18 protein-coding genes are annotated in these 20,807 nt (G+C 52.9%); 10 read left to right on the top strand and 8 right to left on the bottom strand.

Annotated features, from left to right (window positions below; genetic code table 11):
• Positions 1-8: 8 nt before the first annotated feature.
• From M0R33_RS09415 to M0R33_RS09400, 4 genes are all read right to left on the bottom strand, one after another.
• Positions 9-2,147: a TonB-dependent receptor plug domain-containing protein gene (locus M0R33_RS09415; protein ID WP_292568137.1), complete on the bottom strand. Its 2,139-nt coding sequence runs from the start codon at positions 2,145-2,147 to the stop codon at positions 9-11.
• 74 nt (positions 2,148-2,221) lie between these two features.
• Positions 2,222-3,598: a HupE/UreJ family protein gene (locus M0R33_RS09410; RefSeq protein ID WP_292568136.1), complete on the bottom strand. Its 1,377-nt coding sequence runs from the start codon at positions 3,596-3,598 to the stop codon at positions 2,222-2,224.
• A 225-nt stretch (positions 3,599-3,823) separates the two neighbouring features.
• Positions 3,824-4,270 carry a tRNA adenosine(34) deaminase TadA gene (tadA, locus tag M0R33_RS09405; RefSeq protein ID WP_292568135.1) on the bottom strand — a complete coding sequence of 149 codons (447 nt, stop codon included), beginning with the start codon at positions 4,268-4,270 and terminating at the stop codon, positions 3,824-3,826.
• Positions 4,267-5,235 (bottom strand): L-threonylcarbamoyladenylate synthase, encoded by a 969-nt coding sequence (locus tag M0R33_RS09400; RefSeq protein WP_292568134.1) that lies wholly within the window; start codon positions 5,233-5,235, stop codon positions 4,267-4,269. Before M0R33_RS09400 ends, tadA begins: the two co-directional genes overlap by 4 nt.
• A gap of 705 nt (positions 5,236-5,940) precedes the next feature.
• On the opposite strand from M0R33_RS09400, the gene M0R33_RS09395 reads away from it, so the two are divergent.
• The gene (locus M0R33_RS09395; RefSeq protein ID WP_292568133.1) at positions 5,941-6,681 is read left to right on the top strand and encodes a sulfotransferase family protein; all 741 of its coding nucleotides are present in this window, start codon (positions 5,941-5,943) and stop codon (positions 6,679-6,681) included.
• Positions 6,682-6,743: 62 nt separating this feature from the next.
• On the opposite strand, the gene M0R33_RS09390 is transcribed toward M0R33_RS09395, so the two are convergent.
• Positions 6,744-8,213, bottom strand: coding sequence for a hypothetical protein (locus M0R33_RS09390; RefSeq protein WP_292568132.1), 1,470 nt, complete (start codon positions 8,211-8,213; stop codon positions 6,744-6,746).
• 161 nt (positions 8,214-8,374) lie between these two features.
• Positions 8,375-8,662 carry a hypothetical protein gene (locus M0R33_RS09385; RefSeq protein ID WP_292568131.1) on the bottom strand — a complete coding sequence of 96 codons (288 nt, stop codon included), beginning with the start codon at positions 8,660-8,662 and terminating at the stop codon, positions 8,375-8,377.
• A 569-nt stretch (positions 8,663-9,231) separates the two neighbouring features.
• Here M0R33_RS09385 and M0R33_RS09380 point away from each other — a divergent pair.
• From M0R33_RS09380 to M0R33_RS09360, 5 genes are all read left to right on the top strand, one after another.
• Positions 9,232-9,849: a DUF3592 domain-containing protein gene (locus tag M0R33_RS09380; RefSeq protein ID WP_292568130.1), complete on the top strand. Its 618-nt coding sequence runs from the start codon at positions 9,232-9,234 to the stop codon at positions 9,847-9,849.
• A gap of 72 nt (positions 9,850-9,921) precedes the next feature.
• Positions 9,922-10,368, top strand: coding sequence for a ribosomal protein L7/L12 (locus M0R33_RS09375; protein ID WP_292568129.1), 447 nt, complete (start codon positions 9,922-9,924; stop codon positions 10,366-10,368).
• Between the two features lie 128 nt (positions 10,369-10,496).
• The gene (putA, locus tag M0R33_RS09370) at positions 10,497-13,607 is read left to right on the top strand and encodes a bifunctional proline dehydrogenase/L-glutamate gamma-semialdehyde dehydrogenase PutA (protein WP_292568128.1); all 3,111 of its coding nucleotides are present in this window, start codon (positions 10,497-10,499) and stop codon (positions 13,605-13,607) included.
• 146 nt (positions 13,608-13,753) lie between these two features.
• Entirely contained in the window at positions 13,754-14,044 is a 291-nt protein-coding gene (locus tag M0R33_RS09365) for a nucleotidyltransferase family protein (protein WP_292568126.1), read from the top strand.
• Positions 14,041-14,397, top strand: a complete 357-nt coding sequence (locus tag M0R33_RS09360) for a DUF86 domain-containing protein (protein WP_292568124.1) — start codon at positions 14,041-14,043, stop codon at positions 14,395-14,397. The genes M0R33_RS09365 and M0R33_RS09360 overlap by 4 nt, the downstream gene beginning before the upstream one ends.
• A gap of 124 nt (positions 14,398-14,521) precedes the next feature.
• On the opposite strand, the gene M0R33_RS09355 is transcribed toward M0R33_RS09360, so the two are convergent.
• Together M0R33_RS09355 and M0R33_RS09350 are read right to left on the bottom strand one after the other, a co-directional pair.
• Positions 14,522-14,938 carry a hypothetical protein gene (locus tag M0R33_RS09355; protein ID WP_292568122.1) on the bottom strand — a complete coding sequence of 139 codons (417 nt, stop codon included), beginning with the start codon at positions 14,936-14,938 and terminating at the stop codon, positions 14,522-14,524.
• A gap of 375 nt (positions 14,939-15,313) precedes the next feature.
• The gene (locus M0R33_RS09350; protein ID WP_292568120.1) at positions 15,314-15,772 is read right to left on the bottom strand and encodes a hypothetical protein; all 459 of its coding nucleotides are present in this window, start codon (positions 15,770-15,772) and stop codon (positions 15,314-15,316) included.
• A gap of 208 nt (positions 15,773-15,980) precedes the next feature.
• Between M0R33_RS09350 and M0R33_RS09345 the strand changes: the two genes are divergently transcribed.
• From M0R33_RS09345 to yccX, 4 genes are all read left to right on the top strand, one after another.
• Positions 15,981-17,453: a potassium transporter TrkG gene (locus M0R33_RS09345; RefSeq protein ID WP_292568118.1), complete on the top strand. Its 1,473-nt coding sequence runs from the start codon at positions 15,981-15,983 to the stop codon at positions 17,451-17,453.
• Positions 17,450-18,109, top strand: a complete 660-nt coding sequence (locus M0R33_RS09340; RefSeq protein ID WP_292568116.1) for a TrkA family potassium uptake protein — start codon at positions 17,450-17,452, stop codon at positions 18,107-18,109. Before M0R33_RS09345 ends, M0R33_RS09340 begins: the two co-directional genes overlap by 4 nt.
• 226 nt (positions 18,110-18,335) lie before the next feature.
• Positions 18,336-20,531: a bifunctional 23S rRNA (guanine(2069)-N(7))-methyltransferase RlmK/23S rRNA (guanine(2445)-N(2))-methyltransferase RlmL gene (gene rlmKL, locus M0R33_RS09335; protein ID WP_292568115.1), complete on the top strand. Its 2,196-nt coding sequence runs from the start codon at positions 18,336-18,338 to the stop codon at positions 20,529-20,531.
• Positions 20,528-20,800 carry an acylphosphatase gene (yccX, locus tag M0R33_RS09330; RefSeq protein ID WP_292568113.1) on the top strand — a complete coding sequence of 91 codons (273 nt, stop codon included), beginning with the start codon at positions 20,528-20,530 and terminating at the stop codon, positions 20,798-20,800. Before rlmKL ends, yccX begins: the two co-directional genes overlap by 4 nt.
• Positions 20,801-20,807: the final 7 nt, after the last annotated feature.

The raw sequence follows: 20,807 nt of genomic DNA, 5'->3' as shown, positions 1-20,807 counted from the left end.
GCTTATCCCTAGAAATTAATGGTAATCGTGCCGCGCACCATGCGAGGTTCCACCGGGTGTTTCAAAATACCGGTAGCGGCGGCCGCCCCGTTGGGATAGGCAGAACCGTAGGCATAGGCAATATCGTTGCTTTGCGAGCCCAGGATGTTGAAAATATCGATTTCGAATTTGTATTGCTTCTGCTTATAACCCGCTCCCAAGTTGACGATGTTGGTATCGCCGGCCCAAAAGGTACCGGACTCATCCAGCGGCACCGCGCCGAAATGACGAAATCTCAGGGTACCGAACAAACCGTTCGGCGCTACCAGCGTGGCGCCGGCGCTAACCACCCGACCTACCGAATTGGGCACAAAGTTGTCGGTGGCGCCAGCGGGTATTTCCGCAAAGCGCGCCGTGCTCAAGGCGTAGTCGGCATCCAGAGTCAACCAGTCGGTCGGCTTATAGTAATTGGTCAATTCGATACCGTAGCGATGGGATTTGCCGTTGACTTCGGTGGTGCCTTCATCGCCGACGAACACCAATTCCTCGCTGGATTCCAGCCACCATAAAGCAAAGGTACTGTTCAGGCCGGGGATATAGTTAGTACGTATCCCCGCTTCGCCGCCGCGCGACCATGCGGCCGGACGGATTCTGGCGTTCGAGTTGCCTTGGTCGTCAACCGCAGCCGAACCATCGACTGGATTAAGCTGCAGAGTGGTGCCTCGTGCGTCGTTGGAATGATAGCCATAACCGATATTGAAGAAATATTCGGTGTCGTACCAAGGACCTATCACCAAACTCAGCTTGGGGCTGATCATGGCCTTGCCGCGACTGCCGGAGTTGGCGGTGTTGGTACTGGCTAGACCGCTGCCGGTGTTGAGAACGGTAACGTCGTTATTGATGAAATCACCGCGCAAACCGGCGATAGTCCGCACCTTGTCATGCCAATGCGTGTGATTTTTGGCATAAATGCCGACGGTAGTGACGCCCACATCGGCGTTGCTGACGGTTTCCAGAATTTGCCTCTGCCGGGTATGGTAAAGGCCCAGCCCCATGATTTCGTCATGCCGGAATTGCAGACCGACGCTGTTATCCATTTCAAAACCCAGTATTTTGTTATAGCGGGTATGTTCGAAATTGCCGCCCGTCTGCACCCGGCGTTCGGTTTGCAAAATCTGGTCGCCCTGCGCACCGCTGGTGAAACCGCTGAAATTGGAATACAAATTCAAATCCGTATACAGCGCATAGATATTGGCGTCGTTTTTCCAGTTTTTGCCGTATTGCCAAAAATTACTCGATAAGCTGTAACGATTGCTGGTGCCGCCGTCGCTCGGGTCCATGGAGCCGTACAGCCCCAGCGCACCGCTATCAACCGCCGCTTGCGGGATTTGGTTGGTCGCCGTCCAACTATTGGAATATGCCTTACCGTTGATGGTCATCCCCCAATCATGTTGATCCAAGGTGTACTTCAACATGCCATTGAATTTCTTGGAATCTTCCGGCACTTGCCAAACCCCGTTATACAGATTGAATTCGCCGGCATACAACAAATTGCCGTCGCCGACTTTATCCGAATTGGCAAACAAGGTGCGGTAATAGTCGTATGAGCCGGCCGTGAATTTGGCAATCGCCTGATCCAGCTTATCCATGGTAAGCATCTTGGCGTAACCGGCTGCCGAAAAGTCCCCAACCTCCGCATAGTATGGGCCTTTACCGTATTCGATTTTTTTCACCAGCTCGGGAATCACGCTGTTCAAATCCATATACCCCTGACCATGCGCATGCGTGGTCATGTTCATCGGGATGCCGTCGACATAGGTGGTAAAGTCGGTACCGTGATCCAGATTGAAACCGCGCAGAAAATACTGGTTGGCCTTGCCCGAGCCGCTGTGCTGGGTAGCGACAGCCCCCGGCACCACCTCGAGCAATTCGCCATTGCGGGATAACGGCCGGTATTCGAATTGCTTCTGGCTCACCTCGCCTTGCGAGGCGGTTTCGGCAATCCCGATCAAATCCTTACCGCGTCCATCTTCCTCTACTTCAATGGTTTCCAGCTCTTCGGGCATGGTATGCGCCCGAGCTAGCGAAAAACTAAAGCCTAAAGCCATGCCCAGGCCTATCGTTAACGGTTTGAATAAGAATTTTTTGCGTCTGTATAAAGCTGTCATTGTCTCTCCTGCTTTTCAATGTAATCGTCTTAACGTGTAGTTTGCTGGTCTGTCTGTGTTTGATTTATAGCGGTTCAAGCCGACGACTCGAATCGGTAGTCGGTGAGTTGCGGCCCGTAAAGGGCCAAGCCGAGCATCGACACCCGCCTGCTATGGCCTGATGCGCTGTCTTGCGGAACAAGATTCGTGAAACAATTAAACGGTCCGGGAATGGCTGGACGCGAAGCTACCAGGCTACGCGCTAAATCGGGCGAGCGATACTGAAAACCAACACTGACTTGGTTGTTGCGGATACTGATAGTGGCTAAGATCGATTGAAGATAAAACGCTTCAATGCGTGAAATCGGGGAATTGCCGAGAAGGGGAAATACTTGCGGGAGCGAAACAATCACAAGCGGCGGTGAAGTCAGGCCGACACCGTTGCTTAGCAAGTGTGTTCCGGGGGTATGGTTAATATCCGGGAAACAGCGTTTGAAATCCGGGCCAAGAGGCGGATTATCGGCCGGGTATAATCCCGGATCCCGCCGGTCACTGCACACGTCGGCTGCAGCGGGTTTTCCCGGTGAATAGACTGCTTCGCCGTTGAACGTGCTTAGCTTGCCACTCCGGTGTTCCGGCGCAGCCTTGACAAAGTCCGGCGGCATTTCAGAGATCGGCCTTACCGTAAGGTCGGCGCACCCGCCTTCCCCGGCACCCTGCACGGAACAGTTTGCCGCGCGCATTCGTTCTTTGCCGAACGTAAAATAAGCATCAATTTCAGCTGCTTGTCCGCTGCCGAACCAAGCCGGCGCCGTCTGCCGCGAATGACGCGATAGGACTTTTTTGCTGTCTTCAACATTTGAATCGGTGGTTTCAGCGATGGCCGAACTGGAAAACAATGCCGTCAGCAAACAGGTGATGCTGAAAATCGCCAATTTGGCCACCAAAATGCCGGCACCATGCAACAGCAGCGTGGCCAACATAAAACCCACGGTATAAGAAATTAAACTGGCCGAGGTGGAAATTTCCTGGCCGTGCGCAAAGCCGTGGAAAAAGGCAAAAAAGGCCACGATCATCACATTGATATTGGCGTTGAAGCGGACCTTATGGGTAATCAACAGGCTAAAAACCGCGCAGGACAACAGGATGATACCCTCCACACTGGGAATCGATAAGCCGGCCGCGCCGGCCAGCCCGCCCAAACTCATCACGCCGACAAAAGCCAGCGGCAGCACCCAGATCGCTTTGCCACGCAGTTGCGCCGCCCAGATTCCGACCGCCAGCATAGTCAGCAAATGGTCCCAGCCCATCAGTGGATGAGTGAAGCCGTGACTCAAGCCGATGAGGTCAAAATTGAAAAATTGTTTGCTTAAAAACGCCAGCAGCAGCAAGGGCTGTATACAAAAAGACAGCAGCAGCTTGCTCGGGCCGAAGCCTGAGTCGGACGATTTGCTGGTACGATTTGGCTGCATGACTGTTTAAAAAGCTAAATTAAGCCGCTGTTGAATTAGAACACGTGTATTCGAAACCTCGATACACATCGGATTAGACTACCGCTTACCGATATTCGATAAGCAGATGCTAAAGTGGGGCAGATGATAACGCAAAAATTCTGCCGGTAACAATTTTGTTAACGCGAACTATCCGAGAACATTCATCGAGCTGACGCCGTCAGGCCAGTAACAACGCGGCTTTACCTATCGCCGGACCTTAAAAAAATCCGTCAACAGTTCGGCGCAATTGGCTTGTAACACCCCGCCCAGCCAGTCGATTTTATGATTCAAAAACGGTGCATCGCTGAGTTGCAAGGCATGGCAGACCGCACCGCGTTTCGGATCGTATGCCCCGAATACCAGGCGCTTGACCCTGGCATGCGCGATGGCGCCCATGCACATCACGCAAGGCTCCAAAGTTACATATAAAGTGCTGTCGCTTAAGCGGTAGTTTTTTATGGCCTGCCCTGCGTTTCGCAAAGCCTGCATTTCGGCATGCGCGGTGGGGTCGTGCAGCTGAATCGGTTGATTCCAGCCTTCGGCGATACAGCGCTCATCTCGCACCAACACCGCGCCCACCGGCACTTCGCCCTGCTGTTCGGCTCGTTGCGCCAAACGCAGAGCATGCCACATCCAATCCTCGTCCGTCATAGCGTGGCTTTGCCTAGCCTGTCGTTCACTGCCGCCCATTCTTCCATGGCCGGCGGCTGTTCCACCAAAATACTGTCCAGACCGAAACTGTCCAACTTCCGCAAGGCGCTATACAGAGCCGCTTCATAAGCTTCCGCCTTGGCGGGCAAATGCAGCAAATGCTCGCAGGGCAATGCGGACAATTCAGGACTGAACGCCAACACGCCCACCTGCTTACCCTGCCCGCACTGCTCGTCGAATAAATTCAACAACGTACCGGATTCGCACAAATAGGCCGGCGTAGCGGGTGCATAATGTGCCGCCAGCATGCCGGGCGCACGGATTTTGTGCTGGGATTTTAAGCCAACCGGCCTTTGCAATACCTCTTCCAGCTGGCTGCGACTGATCCGGCCGGGTCGCAGGATGGTCGACTGGCTGTCGGTCAAATCGATAATGGTCGACTCCAGCCCCACACTGCACGGTCCGCCATCCAGAATACAGTCGACCGCATCGCCCAACTCGTCCGCCACATGCTGCGCCAACGTGGGACTGATGCGGCCGAAGCGGTTGGCGGACGGCGCGGCAATCCCGCCGTCGAATACCCGCAACAACCACAAGGCCACCGGGTTATTTGGTACCCGCAACGCCACCGTGTCCTGCCCGCCGGTGACAGCCAACGGCACCGAGGCTTTTTTGCGCAACACCATGGTCAACGGCCCCGGCCAGAACTCGCTGGCCAGCCGCCAGGCGGCCTCCGGAATATCGATGGCCCAATCCTTGATTTGCAAGGCGTAAGCCAAATGCACGATTAAAGGATGATCCGCCGGCCGGCCCTTGGCGGCAAAAATTTTCGCCACGGCCTCCGGATTGGCCGCATCCGCGCCCAGGCCGTAAACGGTTTCGGTGGGTATCGCCACCAGTTTGCCCTGCCGCAGCAACGCGGCGGCCTGTTCAATGGATTGTGGGTTAACGGCTGTGGGGGTCAAAATGCCAGACTCAATGAAGATATAAAGGCTTATTTTAACTGTTCGCTGTGGTTCATGAGGGAATATTCAACCTGCGGATGGAAACAGCTGCCAGAGCTTTTGTTAGGCCATGTTAACGATTGTGATCAGGCTCAAAATGGGGCTAGGGTTTTACCCTCTGAAAATCACTTTAATTTGGGATAACTAACCCAAGTCATGATCGGGTGGCGGTGGCGGGATTTCGCCCATCATCTCTCCCACGCCACCGGGCACGCGGTTTTCCGCATCTGGCGGTTGAACCCGGTGATTTGAAGGGTCGCAAAATCCGGGGATAACCATACGCCAGGTAGGTCAAGTTGCGCGGAGCGTTACCTGACATTTGCGTGCTGATTGCCAGTTAACGCTAGCGCGGCAATAGGGCCTACCACTGAATTTAAAGCCAACACAATTTGGCAACCGCGTTTTTCCGGGCATTGCATCCGCGACGAAACATTACCAACACCTTGCCGATTACATTCATTTCTTACCGATTAAACCTGGTCATGTTGCCGGCGTTGCCGACCGGCCTTATTCGTCTTTTCACCGTTGCGGCAAATGCGGTTATTATGCGCCGGTTTGGGCCGTAGAACCTGCAACTTACTAACAATTGCCGGAATAGCCCGATAGAGGATGCAGGCAACCGGGCCTGATTTGGTGATTCTCAATTATTCATAGGATATTTTTATTATGGCTCTAAACATTATCGGTGCCGGCTTTGGGCGCACCGGCACATTGTCGGTGTACACCGCACTGAATCAGTTGGGCTTTCCGTGCTACCACATGATAGAAGTGCTGAAAAATCCCGACAATACAGCCCATCTGGATTTTTGGCACCAGGTGGCAAATGCGGATGCCGGTACCCAGCATGACTGGGAACAGGTGTTTGCGAACTACACCGCCGCGGTTGACAACCCGGCCTGTTGCGTGTGGCGGGAACTACTGGCCGCCTATCCCCTCGCCAAGGTGCTGCTGACCCTGCATCCCAAAGGCGCAGAGGTCTGGTATGACAGCACTCTGGAGACGATTTATTTCACGGAAAACATGTGGCAGTTCAAAGTGCTGAAATTCGCCACCCCGTTCGGACGCAAATTCGGCGACATGACCCGCAAACTGATTTGGCAACGCGCGCATAAAGGTACGATGACGGATAAAGGTCAAGCCATCGCCCACTACCACCAACACATCGCCGATGTGCGGGCGGCCGTGCCGGCCGATAGGCTGCTGGTGTTTTCCGCCGATCAGGGCTGGGGTCCACTTTGCGAGTTTCTGGGCGTGCCGGTTCCGGAAGCGGATTTCCCCAATGTCAACGACCGTAGCGAAATCAAGAAAACCATACGCGAAATAACCCGGGCGGCCTATGTCATCCTGGGCGCGGGTTTAGCGGGGCTGGCCGGTATGGCGTATGCCGCACTGCATGTTTTTGCTTAAGCGAAGCAGGGTAAGGTAAGGAACAAAGCGAGTCCTTAACAGCTACTTCCGAGAATACCCCTTTATTCCCAAAGCGGCCGCAGCAGTTTGTCCAATAACCGGGGGTCGTCGAAATGGCGTTTGCCGAGAAAAGCAATGGCATGCGTACCCCATTGCCGCATGGCGCCGGAACTAGGCACGCCCATCGGCCAGAGCAGAAACCGTTCGGCGCGTTCGCTGCCGGGTACCAGGCCATCCTCGTCGAACAAACTGCGGTATCCGTCGTTCGGGATGGGCAGTGAGCGCAGTGCGTCGTAATCCAGCCAGCCGTATTGTTCGGAATCCGCCGTCGGCTGCTGGGTGGCGATGCCGGTGATAAAATGATTTCCGGCCGCGATTTTCACCACTACCCGTTCGCCGGGCTGATGGGCGAGTAACGGCGTCGGCGTCAAAATCGGTTCCGAACCGTCCTGGGGTTGCCTCACACGCATGCCCGCTCCCGGAAAAATCTGGTAATAACAACCGCAAGGATGAATGCTGTCGTAAGCCAGCGGCCTGCCGTCCATCCTTAAGGTGACTCGCCAAATCAAACCATCGAAGCGCCCGGCGTAAATATCCAGTGGGCTCGTAGGCGGGCGGGCCGGAAACCAGACCACATAATTCAGCTGCAGTAAAACCTGCTTTCCAACCCGGGTATGGGACGGCAGCCGATAAACCCGCGGCTGCCGGGTGTCTATAAGAGCTTGGCCATCCGAGGCCATTTCAACCGTAGCGATACGATCGTTGTCGTCCCGCGTATCGACCAGCCAGGCCGGCGCATAGGCGGAAAACAGTTGCTCGAGTTGGCTCGCGGACGGCTCTGGAATGCCTAAGGGATTGGCCGCCGACAGTTGCAGTATGTTGGCCGCCTCGGCCGTCGGCATAGTCCCGGAGGCGGGCGGCGCATAGCTAATTAAGCGGCCCTCGACCGGTGGTTGTCCCGTCTCAAGGAAAGGCTCGCGTATTTCCTGCTGTAATTGCCGGACGCCATCGACTATGGCCCAGCGGGTCAGAAAATACAGGCCGAACAGCCGCTGCCAGGTTGAATACGCGTCGGGTGGCTGTATTTTCGAAAACAACAGAGCGCGTTGGCCCGAGGAGTGTTTTAGCGGCTGGGTTAGTATCCGTCCGCAGCCGGACACCGTCTCCACTATCTCCGTTTCCGCCAAGGCTGGTAGGGCGGATTTTGCCCGATCCGGCAAATTGCGCCATTCGATCAGCCGCGCGGTTTCATCCAGTTTGCGCAAGCGCTCCAACCACGCGGCGTAGGCGCGCTCCGTTAAATCGGCGTTGGCAAACGAGGCTAAAAAACGATTGGCGCGCAGGGCTGGAAAACCCTCTATGCGCGCGGTTCCCGCATCCGCCACAGTGAACGCCTCCACCTTGTCGTCCATGTCCCGAAAAAACCGTTCGCAGTCGACCGTATCGGGCTTTAAAGGCACAACCAACGGGTGCCATACCGCACAAGCTTGCATCGCTATCGCCAATATGACGGTCAGCGTTGATAAGCTCAAACTTCGCTTCATGGCGAGCCGACAGCGAACCGGCGCTTAGTCAGCCGGATTAAAGCGGGATTTAACAGCCGTCACCAAACAGCGCCCGGGCAGCGAAACGCCGATCTTATAAAATCCAGTAAACATAGCCGATCTCCAAAACAAACTGCTACCCTATATTTTTAGGGCATAGCCGTTCTTCTTAAAGTCGATACCGCAATGCCGTCGTTTTCCGAGACGCGGGCTTGAACCGAAAGCAATACCTTTTGATTAATCGTTGAATCAAGAGCCGTGTGAATGACCGTTACGGCGTAATTATCGGAATGATGAATGACAACAGCCGCATCGCTAAAAATCCATTGGTATTTGGAATCCAAAGGCTCTTTCAGTTGGATGTGTTCCATAATCGCTGTGGTGGCGTCGCCCCACTCACACCATAGATCATCAAGTGATCGGTAACGTCTAATCATAGTTTGGGTAAACCTTATGTGTGCGGATAAAGGTAACTTGCAATCGCAAAGATTACCCCGCTTCTCATTGCAGTATTAACAAATTTAGGCTTGAACAGGGCGCCAAGCAGGGTTTTCCTATACTCAAAGCAGTCTACACGGAATTAAGCCAATAAACCCAAATAATCCAAATAATCTACTCGCCAATTTTGCTGGGTTTTGAGCCCAGACTCTATGTTTCGTCCGGGGCGGGTGTTCAGATGTTGTAATGGATGCTATAACTTTTGCTCTGTAAAACAGGCCGGGAAGCGGTCGATGCGCAGACCGGCAAACTCATACGCCGAGCCATAAAAGTTCGAAGATTGCATATTCGAGATCAATCACCCGAGCGCTTCCCGCAAAGGCTGGTGACGCTTAAATAGCGGCCGAACCGAAGCGCATAAACATGACCGAGCGGCAAAATTACAAAACGGCGCGTTAAACCTTATCAACTATAAACTAAGATGTGTCGGCAAATTGAAAGTACCGAAAGGTAACTCGCCCCTAATTTTGGAACACGCTAACTTTATAGTCTGATCAGGACTCTGAACATGCCAACGACCTGCCCCAAATGCGACTATACCCGCCAGAAATCCGACTACGCCCCGGATTATGAATGTCCAGCCTGCGGGATTGTTTACCGCAAATATTTAAATAAGCTAGCCAACGACCCGTTTGCCAGCAAGGAAAAAGCTATCGACCGGCCAAAAGTCTTGGTTTCCGCGGCCTGGAAACCCGAAACTCGCAGAGGTACGCTCATCTTTATGCTGCTGTTTACGCTAATAACCTTGTTCTACATCCGGGAAATAGTATCCGGCTTAAATGCGAAAGACTGGCCCAAAACAACCGGCGTTATTACGTCGTCTTACCTATCGTCCGGCGGACGCGGTGGCGACAGGCTCAATATAAGTTACGACTATGCGATAACGGCCAAACATTACCAAAACGACCGTTTCAACTTTGGACTGTTATCGTTGAATGGCCATAGCAGCAGCGCGCAACACGCTGCCGATCGCCACCCTATCGGCAAACGGATGGCGGTTTACTATCAAGAGTCCGATCCGGCCAATTCGGTGCTAGAAAATAAACTCGACCTTAACGACAATCTGCTATTTGTGCTGGGTTTACTGAGCGCAGTCGGCATAACGGCTTATTTTAGGTTTTTTTAAATACCGGCAAGCGCACAGGTTCTAAACAGCCTGAAGCTTGCCGGCCATATCAACATACATCCGGGGTATAGTATGTCATCATCCAAACCGACTATTTCCGAGCAAGCCGCGGCGGCGGCCAACGCCGGCAATCTGCTTGAAGCCATTAAACAAGTCCGGGAAGAAACCGGCCTGGGCCTTAAGGAAGCCAAGGAGATGGTGGACGCCTATCTGCGGCACGGTCACGCCGCATCGCCAACCGGCATCTCTCATACCGAGATGCCGGTTGCAGCCATGCTTGCCTTAAAAAATGGGCTGTTGATAGAGGCCATCAAACATTACCGAGAGCATAATCATTGCGGTTTGAAAGACGCGAAACAAGCGGTAGAGCGCCACATTGACACCAACCCCCTGCTCAAGCAGCAGTTTCAAGCCGCCGCCAAGCAAAGCGGCATGCCATTCGTCAACTTATTGCTGGTGCTGGTATTGCTGGGTTTAATGGCGCTCGGCTATTGGTATACCGGCGGAGAGATTCGCTAACGCGTCGGCCTCGGTCGGTTTTTTGATCGCGGCCGCCATGCAACGAAATTCCCGCTAAAATGTCATCATCCACAGACTTTCCAATCGCAATTCCGCGCGGCTTTGCATAACCATGCCGGGGAGCAGCCATGAACCAACCCGCTTTGTCTTCGTTGCGTAACCGAATAAACCAGGCGTATTTACAGCCTGAAGCGCTGCTTGTTCCCGAGCTGGTCCAACAGCTGGGCGATTATGGCCGGCAAGAGGCCAAGGATTTTGCCCAAGGCTTGATTAGCGGCGTTCGCGGCCGGCACACTCAGGCGTCGCCTTTCGAGGCTTTTTTGCAGGAATACAGCCTCAACAGCGCCGAAGGTATCGTGTTGATGAGCATGGCGGAAGCCATGTTGCGCATACCCGACCAGGCCACTCAAAACCGCTTCCTGCAGGAAAAACTGGCCGATGCCGACTGGCAAAGCCATGCCTTGCACAGCGATTCGCTGCTGGTCAATCTGGCCAGCAGCGCCTTGCTGCTCAGCGGTAAAGTCGAACAGCGGATTCGCCTGCAGGCGTTGGATCACCACCAACCGCTATTTGCCGGCTTGCTTTCGCGTCTGGGCGAGCCGTTGATACGTAATGCCGTCAAACAAGCCATGCAGTATTTGGCGCAGCATTTTGTGTTGGCGGAACGGATAGATCGGGCACTGGATCTGGCCGCCGCCCAACCCGGCTACCGCTATTCGTTCGACATGCTGGGCGAAGCCGCGCTGACTACGGCGGATGCCGAGCGTTATTTTCATGCTTATTCGCAAGCCATAGCCACTCTGGCACGCGTAGCCGGGGCGGATTTATTCGCCAACCCCGGCATATCCATCAAATTGTCCGCACTGTATCCGCGCTACGAAGCCTTGCAGGCAGCCCATGCCGTCCCCGCCATCGGCGCTAAATTATTGCTACTGGTCAAACAGGCCCGGGACGCCAATATCAGCGTTACCATCGATGCCGAAGAAGCCGAACGACTGGAAATGAGTCTGACGATATTCGCCGAGCTGGCCCAACACCCGGCTCTGGCCGGCTGGCACGGCTTGGGCTTGGCGGTGCAGGCCTATCAAAAACGCGCCATGGCGGTAATCGATTGGTTGGCGGAGTTGGCAAACCAACAGCATCGCCTCATACCGGTGCGGCTGGTAAAAGGTGCTTATTGGGATACCGAAATCAAACGCGCCCAGGAAAACGGCTGGTCCGATTACCCGGTATTTACCCGCAAGTCGGCTACGGATGTGTCTTATCTGGCCTGCGCAAAATTAATTCTGTCCCGACGGGAGGTCTTTTATCCGCAATTCGCCACTCATAATGCTCACAGCGTGGCGGCGATTTGCCAGCTGGGCCACAATCACCCCGGTTTCGAATTTCAACGTTTGCACGGCATGGGCCAGCCTTTATACGATCAATTGCTGGAAACATATCCGCGGCTAAACTGTCGGGTCTACGCACCGGTCGGCAGTTATAAGGATTTGTTGCCTTATCTGGTCAGGCGCCTGTTGGAAAACGGCGCTAATACCTCCTTTATTCACCAAATCGAAAACCCGGCCGTCAGCCCGGAAATCTTATGCCGCGACCCTGTCGAGACGCTGCGGCAGGATGAGGCGCCGACCATCGCCTTGCCGGCGGACTTGTTCGCTCCGCAACGCCAAAACTCCGCAGGCCTGAATTTAACCGACCTACAATTGCTGCAACAATGGCAAACCGAGCTGGCCAAGCTTAACGGTAAAACCTTGCAAGCGGCGCCGCTGCTGGGCGGACAAACCTACTCCGGCGATACTGTTACGGTATGCAGCCCTTTCGACCGCACCGCCGTGGTCGGCCAAGTGACTTGCAGTTCGCCCCAGGCAATCGAACGAGCCTTAGATCAAGCCACGCAGGCTTTTGCCGACTGGCGGCTCTGCCCGGCACAGACCCGTGCGAATTATTTAGTGAAAGCGGCCGAACTACTGGAGCAGCAGCGTCTGGAATTGGCCGCCCTGTGTGTGCGTGAAGGCGGTCGCACCTTAAGCGACGCGTTGGCGGAAATCAGGGAAGCGGTGGATTTATGCCGCTATTACGCCGCCGGCGCGATCGAATTGTTCGGCCAACCGCAACAGTTGCCGGGGCCGACCGGCGAGGAAAACTGCTTATGGCAATACGGGCGCGGCGTATTCGTCTGCATCAGCCCGTGGAATTTTCCGGTTGCGATTTTTATCGGTCAAATCGCTGCAGCCTTGGCGGCGGGCAATACCGTCATCGCCAAGCCGGCCTTGCAAACCTCATTAACCGGCATGGCCTGCGTACGCTTGTTGCATCAGGCCGGTGTGCCTAGCGAGGTGTTGCACTTTTTGCCGGGCGAGGGCCCGGTATTGGGCAAGCAATTGCTGAGCGACAACCGAGTGGCCGGGGTGGCCTTTACCGGTTCCAGCGCCACCGCGCGTAAAATCAATTTACAGTTGGCCAATCGCAACAGCGCCATTGCGGCGCTGATCGCCGAAACCGGCGGCCAAAACGTGATGCTGGCCGACAATTCGGCGCATGCCGAGCAATTGGTTATCGATGTGTTGAAATCGGCTTTCAACAGCGCCGGCCAGCGCTGTTCGGCCTGCCGGGTACTGTTTTTACCGGAAGAAACCGCCGACGCCATCATTGAACGCTTAATCGGCGCCATGCAGTGGCTGCGATTGGGGTCGCCGTTGGATTTAAGCACGGATGTCGGCCCGGTTATCGATCAGGCCGCTTTAGACAAATTAACCGCGCACGTCGCTTATTTAAAAAGTAACGCCAAACTGCTATATCAATTGCCCATTCCCGCCGGGCTTGAGAAGGGTCACTATTTTCCGCCTACCCTGGCCGAAATTGCCAGCCTGTCGCAATTGGAACAGGAGGTATTCGGCCCGATTTTGCATGTCGTACGCTATGCCGGCTCGGACTTGACCGGCGTGATCGAAGCTATCAATGCCAGCGGCTACGGTCTGACATTGGGCGTGCACAGCCGTATCAAAGCCGCGATGCAAACCGTGCGGCAGCAGGCCCGGGTCGGCAACGTCTATTGCAACCGCAATATGATAGGCGCGGTGGTCGGCGTGCAACCCTTCGGCGGCATGGGCCAATCCGGCACAGGCCCGAAAGCCGGCGGTCCGCGTTATTTGTTGCGTTTTGCGGTTGAACAAACGGTAACCAGTAATTTGACGGCCATCGGCGGTAATCCGTGGCTACTGGCGAAACAGCAGCGTTAGCCTGATTAAGCCTTGCGGTTTCATTCAATGTGCTGGATCTGGGAATCCTAGACTACTGCGCTGTTTGATTGCCGCTTAACCCTATGTGTTGTTAAAACTTCAGCATACGGATACACTCAAGCCACTCGTTACCATAAGCTTTTGCCATGCGACCTTCAATAGCCCTGCAAGCACACCGCGACACCATTAAAGAGATTGCCCTCCGACATAGGGTACAAAATATACGCGTGTTCGGCTCGGTCATTCATGGTGACGATACGGAAGATAGCGACTTGGACCTACTCGTTGACCCCACCAGAGAAACCACACTAATGGATATTGCCAAAATTCAAGTAGATCTAAAAAACCTGTTAAACATAACCGTTGACGTACTGACGCCACGGGCACTACCCGATAAATTCCGCGATCAGGTTTTAAAAGAAGCTCAACCATTATGAGCAAAAAAGACGTATTGCGAATCCCGGATTATCTGGAACACATAGCGGAAGCCATCGGGCGGATTCAACGCTACGTCGACGACATGTCGGAAGTCACTTTTCTGGAAGACGAAAAAACCCAGGATGCTGTCATTAGAAATTTCGAGATTATCGGCGAGGCCGCTCACAACATAGAACGTTACCACGCTGACTATGCCGAGTTCCATGCGGACGTACCTTGGACTCTCATGTATGCAATGCGAAACCGAGTATCACACGGCTATTTCAAGGTGGATTACGAATTGATTTGGCAAACCATTCATGCCGACTTGCCGGAAATACACCAGCAAATCCAACTATTACTTGCCGATTAGAGGCTATAAAGGCCGTAAGGTGTTTTCGCGATAGTAAATTTCAATGGCTTGGCGAGCGGCATAAGAATAATAGCTGATCGTAAAGCTACCTTTTGTCCTCAATCTGCACAGATAATGCTTATGTTCAGCTAAATTTTTGGGGTATATAGTGAATTCTCTTATCAACATTTAAAGCCATTTGAAAATAGATTTCAATCGATGGGTATTTCAAACCGACAAAACGCTTAATCTCTTTTTCATAAGTAGAAAAAAAATACAAAGCGTGGTCATCGAAATGAACGACGAAAAATATCAACTTTTTTTCGATCGGCTCTTGCATTTTTTCTAAGGCATTTTCAATCAGCGAACCGAGCTTATTGAAAAAGCCTTCACCAAGCTCTCGATACACAGTTGTTGAAAATACTTCCCCTTTTTCATACCGATCAAGTTCCTCGTCCGAAACACCTATGGTTTTAACCTCACAAAGCCCATAAGCTGAATTTTCTTCGAACGACAAATCGGAAGTTTTTAATCCTATACTGCCTCTCTCGGGCAGAAACATGATGTTATTGCAGCCTCGAGTTTTCAAATATTTATAAGCGAATGATTCATTCAATTGATTAAAAAACTGATGTTTCCCTCGCCTACTACTGTTCTGTTTAAACAATTTCGTAACTTTTCACTTGAACATACTCCAAGCGTTTTCATTCAAACTGCATAATGCATCTTCATAGCTAGAGATTTGAGTCCGAAGACCATTTAAAAAGTCTGCATTGCTAAATGACTGATACTCCTTCAACCACCAATCCTCTGGAAACAATCTGTACAATTCTGAAATTAAGGAATCGAATCTATGCATTCGAACTCCTAAGAATTTAAAACAGTGATGAAGTAGGCCCGTTTCTCTTGGTTCATATTTTTAGCATTTTTCTCATTGTTATTTACCGATTAATTGGCAATTTTGCTTCCAGAACTTGTTCTTTGCGATTATTTCCTGCATTTCGTCAGAATTGAATTGGTCACCTGTCTTAAAGACATCATTAGTGGCGGAATCGAGCGCACCTTCAAACACCCTGCCAAGCATGAAATCAGGTGTTGGTCCTTGCAAAAGAAGAAGCATCATCATTGGTACGCCCGTCGATAAATCTTCTCTCTTAACTTTTTCTGAACGGATTGCATCAATGAACTTGAGTCCTTGAGCGTAACCATATTTAAATAACCGCTCTTGATCCTGTGGATTGTTACTCTTTTCTGCCAAAGCTGAGCATTTGAATGCACTCCAGGCAGCCATACCCATTTGTGCATATTCCGATGAGCTTTCTGCGAAAACTGGTTTTCCTGAGATCAATCCAAACACAAAGCTCAACAAAAATATTTTTGTTTTCATTGTATGCATTGCGATTTCCTTTTTTAAGTGCAAACAAGAAATTGTTTCTGCATATCATCACTGATTACTACGCTCTAGGCAACAGGCTCCGCCAACTTGCTCAGTCTAGCCGGGTGAGCACCCTTTTTGTGTCCACGCGGACCAATGTCCAACAGGCCGCACTAAAAAATAAATGCTACATTAATCACCATCATTTACCCAGGGACAAACCACCCTTATGAGTTCTTCCGATGTTTCCAGAGCTTTGGCCCAACCGGTGCGTTACCGGGTTTTGGCGCGTTATCTGGCCAGCATCGGCTTGGTGGTGGCCGTGTTGCGGCTGCCGCCGATCTTGCTGTCCTGGGCTTGCGGCGACTGGCATTTCATGGTGGGCCAGGTTTTGGTCTCCTTGGCATTGCTACTTATTTGCCTGCCGGTGACGCGCATTTGGGTGCCGGACGGAATTCGAGACAATGAAGTGATGGTAATTACCAGCCTGTCCTTTGCGTTTACGGCCCTGCTGGAAGCGCTGCCATTTATCGGCGAAGGGCTACCGGGTATCGATGCCCTGTTCGAGACGGTGTCCGGCGTCACCACCACCGGCTTGAGTACCCTGACCGGCCTGCAGCACTATTCCGCCGCGCTGTTGTTTAGCCGGGCCTGGATGCAGTGGTACGGCGGCTTGGGGGTCGTGGCGTTTTCGATTGCCCTGTTGTTCCTGGATCGAGGCATGGCGGCGCGCCGGCTGGCCATGGGCGATATCACCGACAGCCGGGACATACTGGGTAACGCCCGCGGCCATGCGCTGAAGCTACTGTTTATATACGCCATATTGAGCGTCATTTCGATTTTGGGCCTGTGGTTGGCTGGCCTGAGCCCGTTAAGCGCCGTGACCCATGCCTTGAGCGGCATATCCACCGGCGGCTTTTCCATTTACGATAACAGCCTGGCCGCCATCGATAATGCGTGGTTACAGGTTTTGGTGACCTTCACTGGCGTGTTGGGCGCCGTGGCGCTTCCGCTGTACTACCATGTAGTCAAACACGGCTTTAAAGAATTGGCCGCAGACTCCGAAGCGCTGGCGCTACCGGTAATCAGTTTATGCGTGGTTGGCTTGCTGTTTTTTTGTATCAATGCCGATGTCGGCAATGTCTGGACCAGCCTGAAACAAGCCGTGGTGATGGGAATTTCGGCCCAAACCACCACCGGCTTTGCCGATGCCGACATAACCCCCATGAATGCCGGCGCCAAATTGACCTTGATAACCTCCATGATGATAGGCGGTTCGATGGGCTCCACCGCCGGTGGCATCAAAATTCTACGATTTTTGATCGTCTTGCGCTTGATTCAACTGTTCATTGTCCGTACCGCCCTGCCGGCGCATGCCGTGCTGGAACGCCGGCTGTGCGGAGACAAGTTGGAAGCGGACGAGATTGAACGGGTATTGATGCTGATCATGATTTTTATGGGCACTGTGCTGCTATCCTGGTTCGCTTTTTTAGTCATGGGCTATGATCCGCTGAATGCTTTGCTGGAAGTGGTATCGGCCTGTTCGACCACCGGCTTGTCGTCCGGCATCACCCGCACCGAACTGGAAACCGGCCTGAAAGTGGTCTTGATCATCGATATGTTATTGGGACGGGTGGAGTTTTTGGCGATGCTGGTATTCTTATATCCGCGCACCTGGATCAAAATAGGGAGTAAAACTTGAAAATCGTCTTTATCGGCGCCTCTTCGCTGGCCATCGCCACGGCGCAACAGTTACTACGCGCCGGTCACGAAGTCATCATCATCGAAGACGACAAAACCGTCATCGATAAACTGATGCCGCAAATCGACTGCGTGTTCCTGCACGGCAACGGCAGCAAACCGGCTATTTTGAAGGAAACCGAGCCCACCAGCATAGATGTGCTGTTTTGTCTGACCAAAAGCGATGAAGCCAACATTATCGCCAGTCTGGTGGCGCGCTCCCTGGGCGTAAAACGGGTGATTACCCGGGTAGAGGATCCCGAGTTCGAGCATATTTGCGTCGGGTTGGGTTTAACCGACACCATCATCCCCACCCTGACCCATGCCCGCTATCTGGCCAATATCGCCGCCGGCCGGGATATTTTGGAGTTGTCCGCCGTTTTTCGCGGCAATGTAAAGCTGTTTAGCTTTATCGCCACGGAAAACGAAGCCGGACTGGTGGGTGATTTGGATTTACCCAAAAATACCCGGGTCATCTTCTGCTATCGGGACAACCAGTTTTTACCGCTGGATCACGATAGCAAAATCGAACCGGCCGATGAACTGGCGTTAGTCACCACCGTGGCCGATTATGAAAAATTGCACGCCAAGTGGGGTAACGGCAAGGATATAAGCTAAGACAAGGCTTTCTTTTTTTGTCGTCACCGTCATTAACTCGGGAGTACTGGAGCACAAACCTGAGTTTGTATTCCAAAAAATAGTCGTTTGATCTGACCAAAAGTTACCGAACCCTGAGCCTGCGCCTCCAAATCGGTATATCGGCAAAACCTTCCAACCACAAAATTTCCGCGCAAACCGGCTGATATTGTTATCCTTATCGACCGCTTAATTTTCAGTCGACCTCATGAGCCAATATCAACTGTTCGCTACCACCCCCAAAGCCATGGAAGGGATACTCGCCGCCGAAATCGAAGCCCTGGGCGGACAGCAGGTGCAGCAAAAAATGGCTGGCGTGGCGTTTCAGGGCGATCTGGCCATGGCCTATAAAGCCTGTTTGTGGTCGCGCACCGCCAACCGGATTTTGCTGTTGCTGGGCAGCTTCGAGGTTAAATCCCAGCAGGATTTGTACGACGGCGTCAATCGCATTAATTGGTTCGAACATCTTGAACCGGACGACAGTCTGGCGGTATCGTTCAGCAGCAAAAACAATCCGGCCATTAACAATACCCATTTCGGCGCCTTGAAAGTCAAGGATGCCATCGTCGACCAGATGCGCGCCAAATTCGATAAGCGCCCCAATATCGATACCGAGCGCCCCAGTATTCGCATCAATGTTTATCTGCATAACGAAACCGCCCAGCTGAGCCTGGATTTGTCCGGCGAGAGCTTGCATAAACGCGGCTACCGGGATGTCAGTATTGCCGCGCCGATCAAGGAAAATCTGGCCGCTGCCATTTTATTGCGGACCGGCTGGCCGAAAATCGCCGCTGCCGGCGGTTCCTTATTGGACCCGATGTGCGGCTCCGGCACCATGCTTTTGGAAGGCGCCATGATTGCCGCCGATTATGCCCCCGGTTTGCTTAGGGATTACTATGGCTTTCTGGGCTGGAAGAAGCACGATGCCGAACTGTGGCAAAACCTGCTGGCCGACGCAAACCAGCGCCGCGATATGGGTTTAAAAACCCTGCCTGTCATAGTCGGCTTCGATCAGGACAGACATACCGTGGCGACCGCCTTGCAACACGTGGAAAATGCCGGTTTACAAGGCAAAATTCATATTGAAAAACGTGACATAGCCGATGCAGCGGCAGCGGAAAGCTGGCCGAAAGGCTTGATTGCCTGCAATCCGCCTTATGGCGAACGGCTGGGCGAAGAGGCCGAAACGGCTGAGTTATATCGGCGGTTTGGCGAGGTGCTGAAAAGCCGCTTCGGCGGCTGGCAGGCGACCATGATCATCAGCAATCCGGAGCTGGGCTTTAGACTGGGCCTGCGTTCGCAAAAACCCATCACCTTATTTAATGGCGCGTTGGAGTGTAAATTGCTGCGCTTCAACATCGAAGAAAAAAGCTTTTTCGAGCCGAAAGCCAAATCCCAGCAAGAGCGCATCGAACAAATCGGCCGCCGCACCCAAGCCGAACAAGTCGATACTCAAGCCGAAATGTTCGGCAACCGCCTGCGCAAGAATCTGAAAAAGCTAAACAAGTGGGTAAAGCAAAACCAGATTCATTGCTACCGTGTGTATGACGCCGATTTACCCGAATATGCGGTAGCGGTGGATGTCTATCAGGGCGAACAAACCTGGGTCAACGTGCAGGAATACGAGTCGCCGAAAACCATCGATCCCGCCAAAGCCAATCAACGGCTGGCCGGGGCGATGGTGGAAATACCCAAAGTGCTGGGGATTCCTAAAGAACAGGTATTCTTAAAAATCCGCCGCAAGCAAAAAAACACCGATCAATACGAAAAACAGGGCGACTCAGGCCGCTTTCATGTGATTGAAGAAGGCGGATGCAAATTCTGGGTGAATTTCGAGGATTATCTGGATACCGGCCTGTTTCTGGATCACCGGCCAATACGCATGCTGATTCAACAACAAGCCCAGGGCAAGCGGTTTTTGAATCTGTTTGCCTATACCGGCAGCGCCAGCGTGCTCGCGGCCATGGGCGGCGCAGCTTCCAGCGTCACGGTGGATATGTCCAATACCTATCTGGATTGGGCCAAGCGCAATTTCGACTTAAACGGCATACGCGGCGACCATAAGCTGGTACGCGCCAATTGCCTGACCTGGCTGGCTGAACAGGCCGTCGCCAAACCGGCCGCTCAGTTCGATTTAATTTTTCTGGATCCGCCGACGTTTTCCAATTCCAAGAAAATGGACGACGCCTTCGATGTGCAAAACGACCACGTACAACTGTTAAAAAATGCCGCCGCCATACTGGCACCCGGCGGCATATTGTACTTTTCCACTAATTTCCGCCGCTTTAAAATGGATGCTGTATCGTTGGCCGGTCTGAATATCGAGGATATTAGCGCCGCGACTATCCCCGAGGATTTCGCCCGCGACCCAAAAATTCATTATTGTTGGAGAATCAGCCGATGAGCGAATGTTTGCATATCATCGTCAAGGGCCGGGTACAGGGCGTGTACTTTCGGGCCTATACCCAAAAGCAGGCGGTTAAACTTAATTTAAACGGCTACGCGCGAAATCTTGCCAACGGCGATGTGGAAATCATCGCCCGTGGCGAGCACGCGGACCTCCAGCAACTGGTGGCATGGTGCCATAAAGGCCCGTTGTTGGCTAAAGTGAGCGAAGTCATGGTCTCCGATCATGACGCGGACCAAGTATTCTCGGAATTTGAAATTCGCTAGCTCGCGT

This window comes from Methylomonas sp., from assembly GCF_023228165.1.
GTDB lineage: Bacteria > Pseudomonadota > Gammaproteobacteria > Methylococcales > Methylomonadaceae > Methylomonas.
Note: the sequence above shows the minus strand (reverse complement) of the source record. Positions and strands in the feature narration are given on the sequence as shown.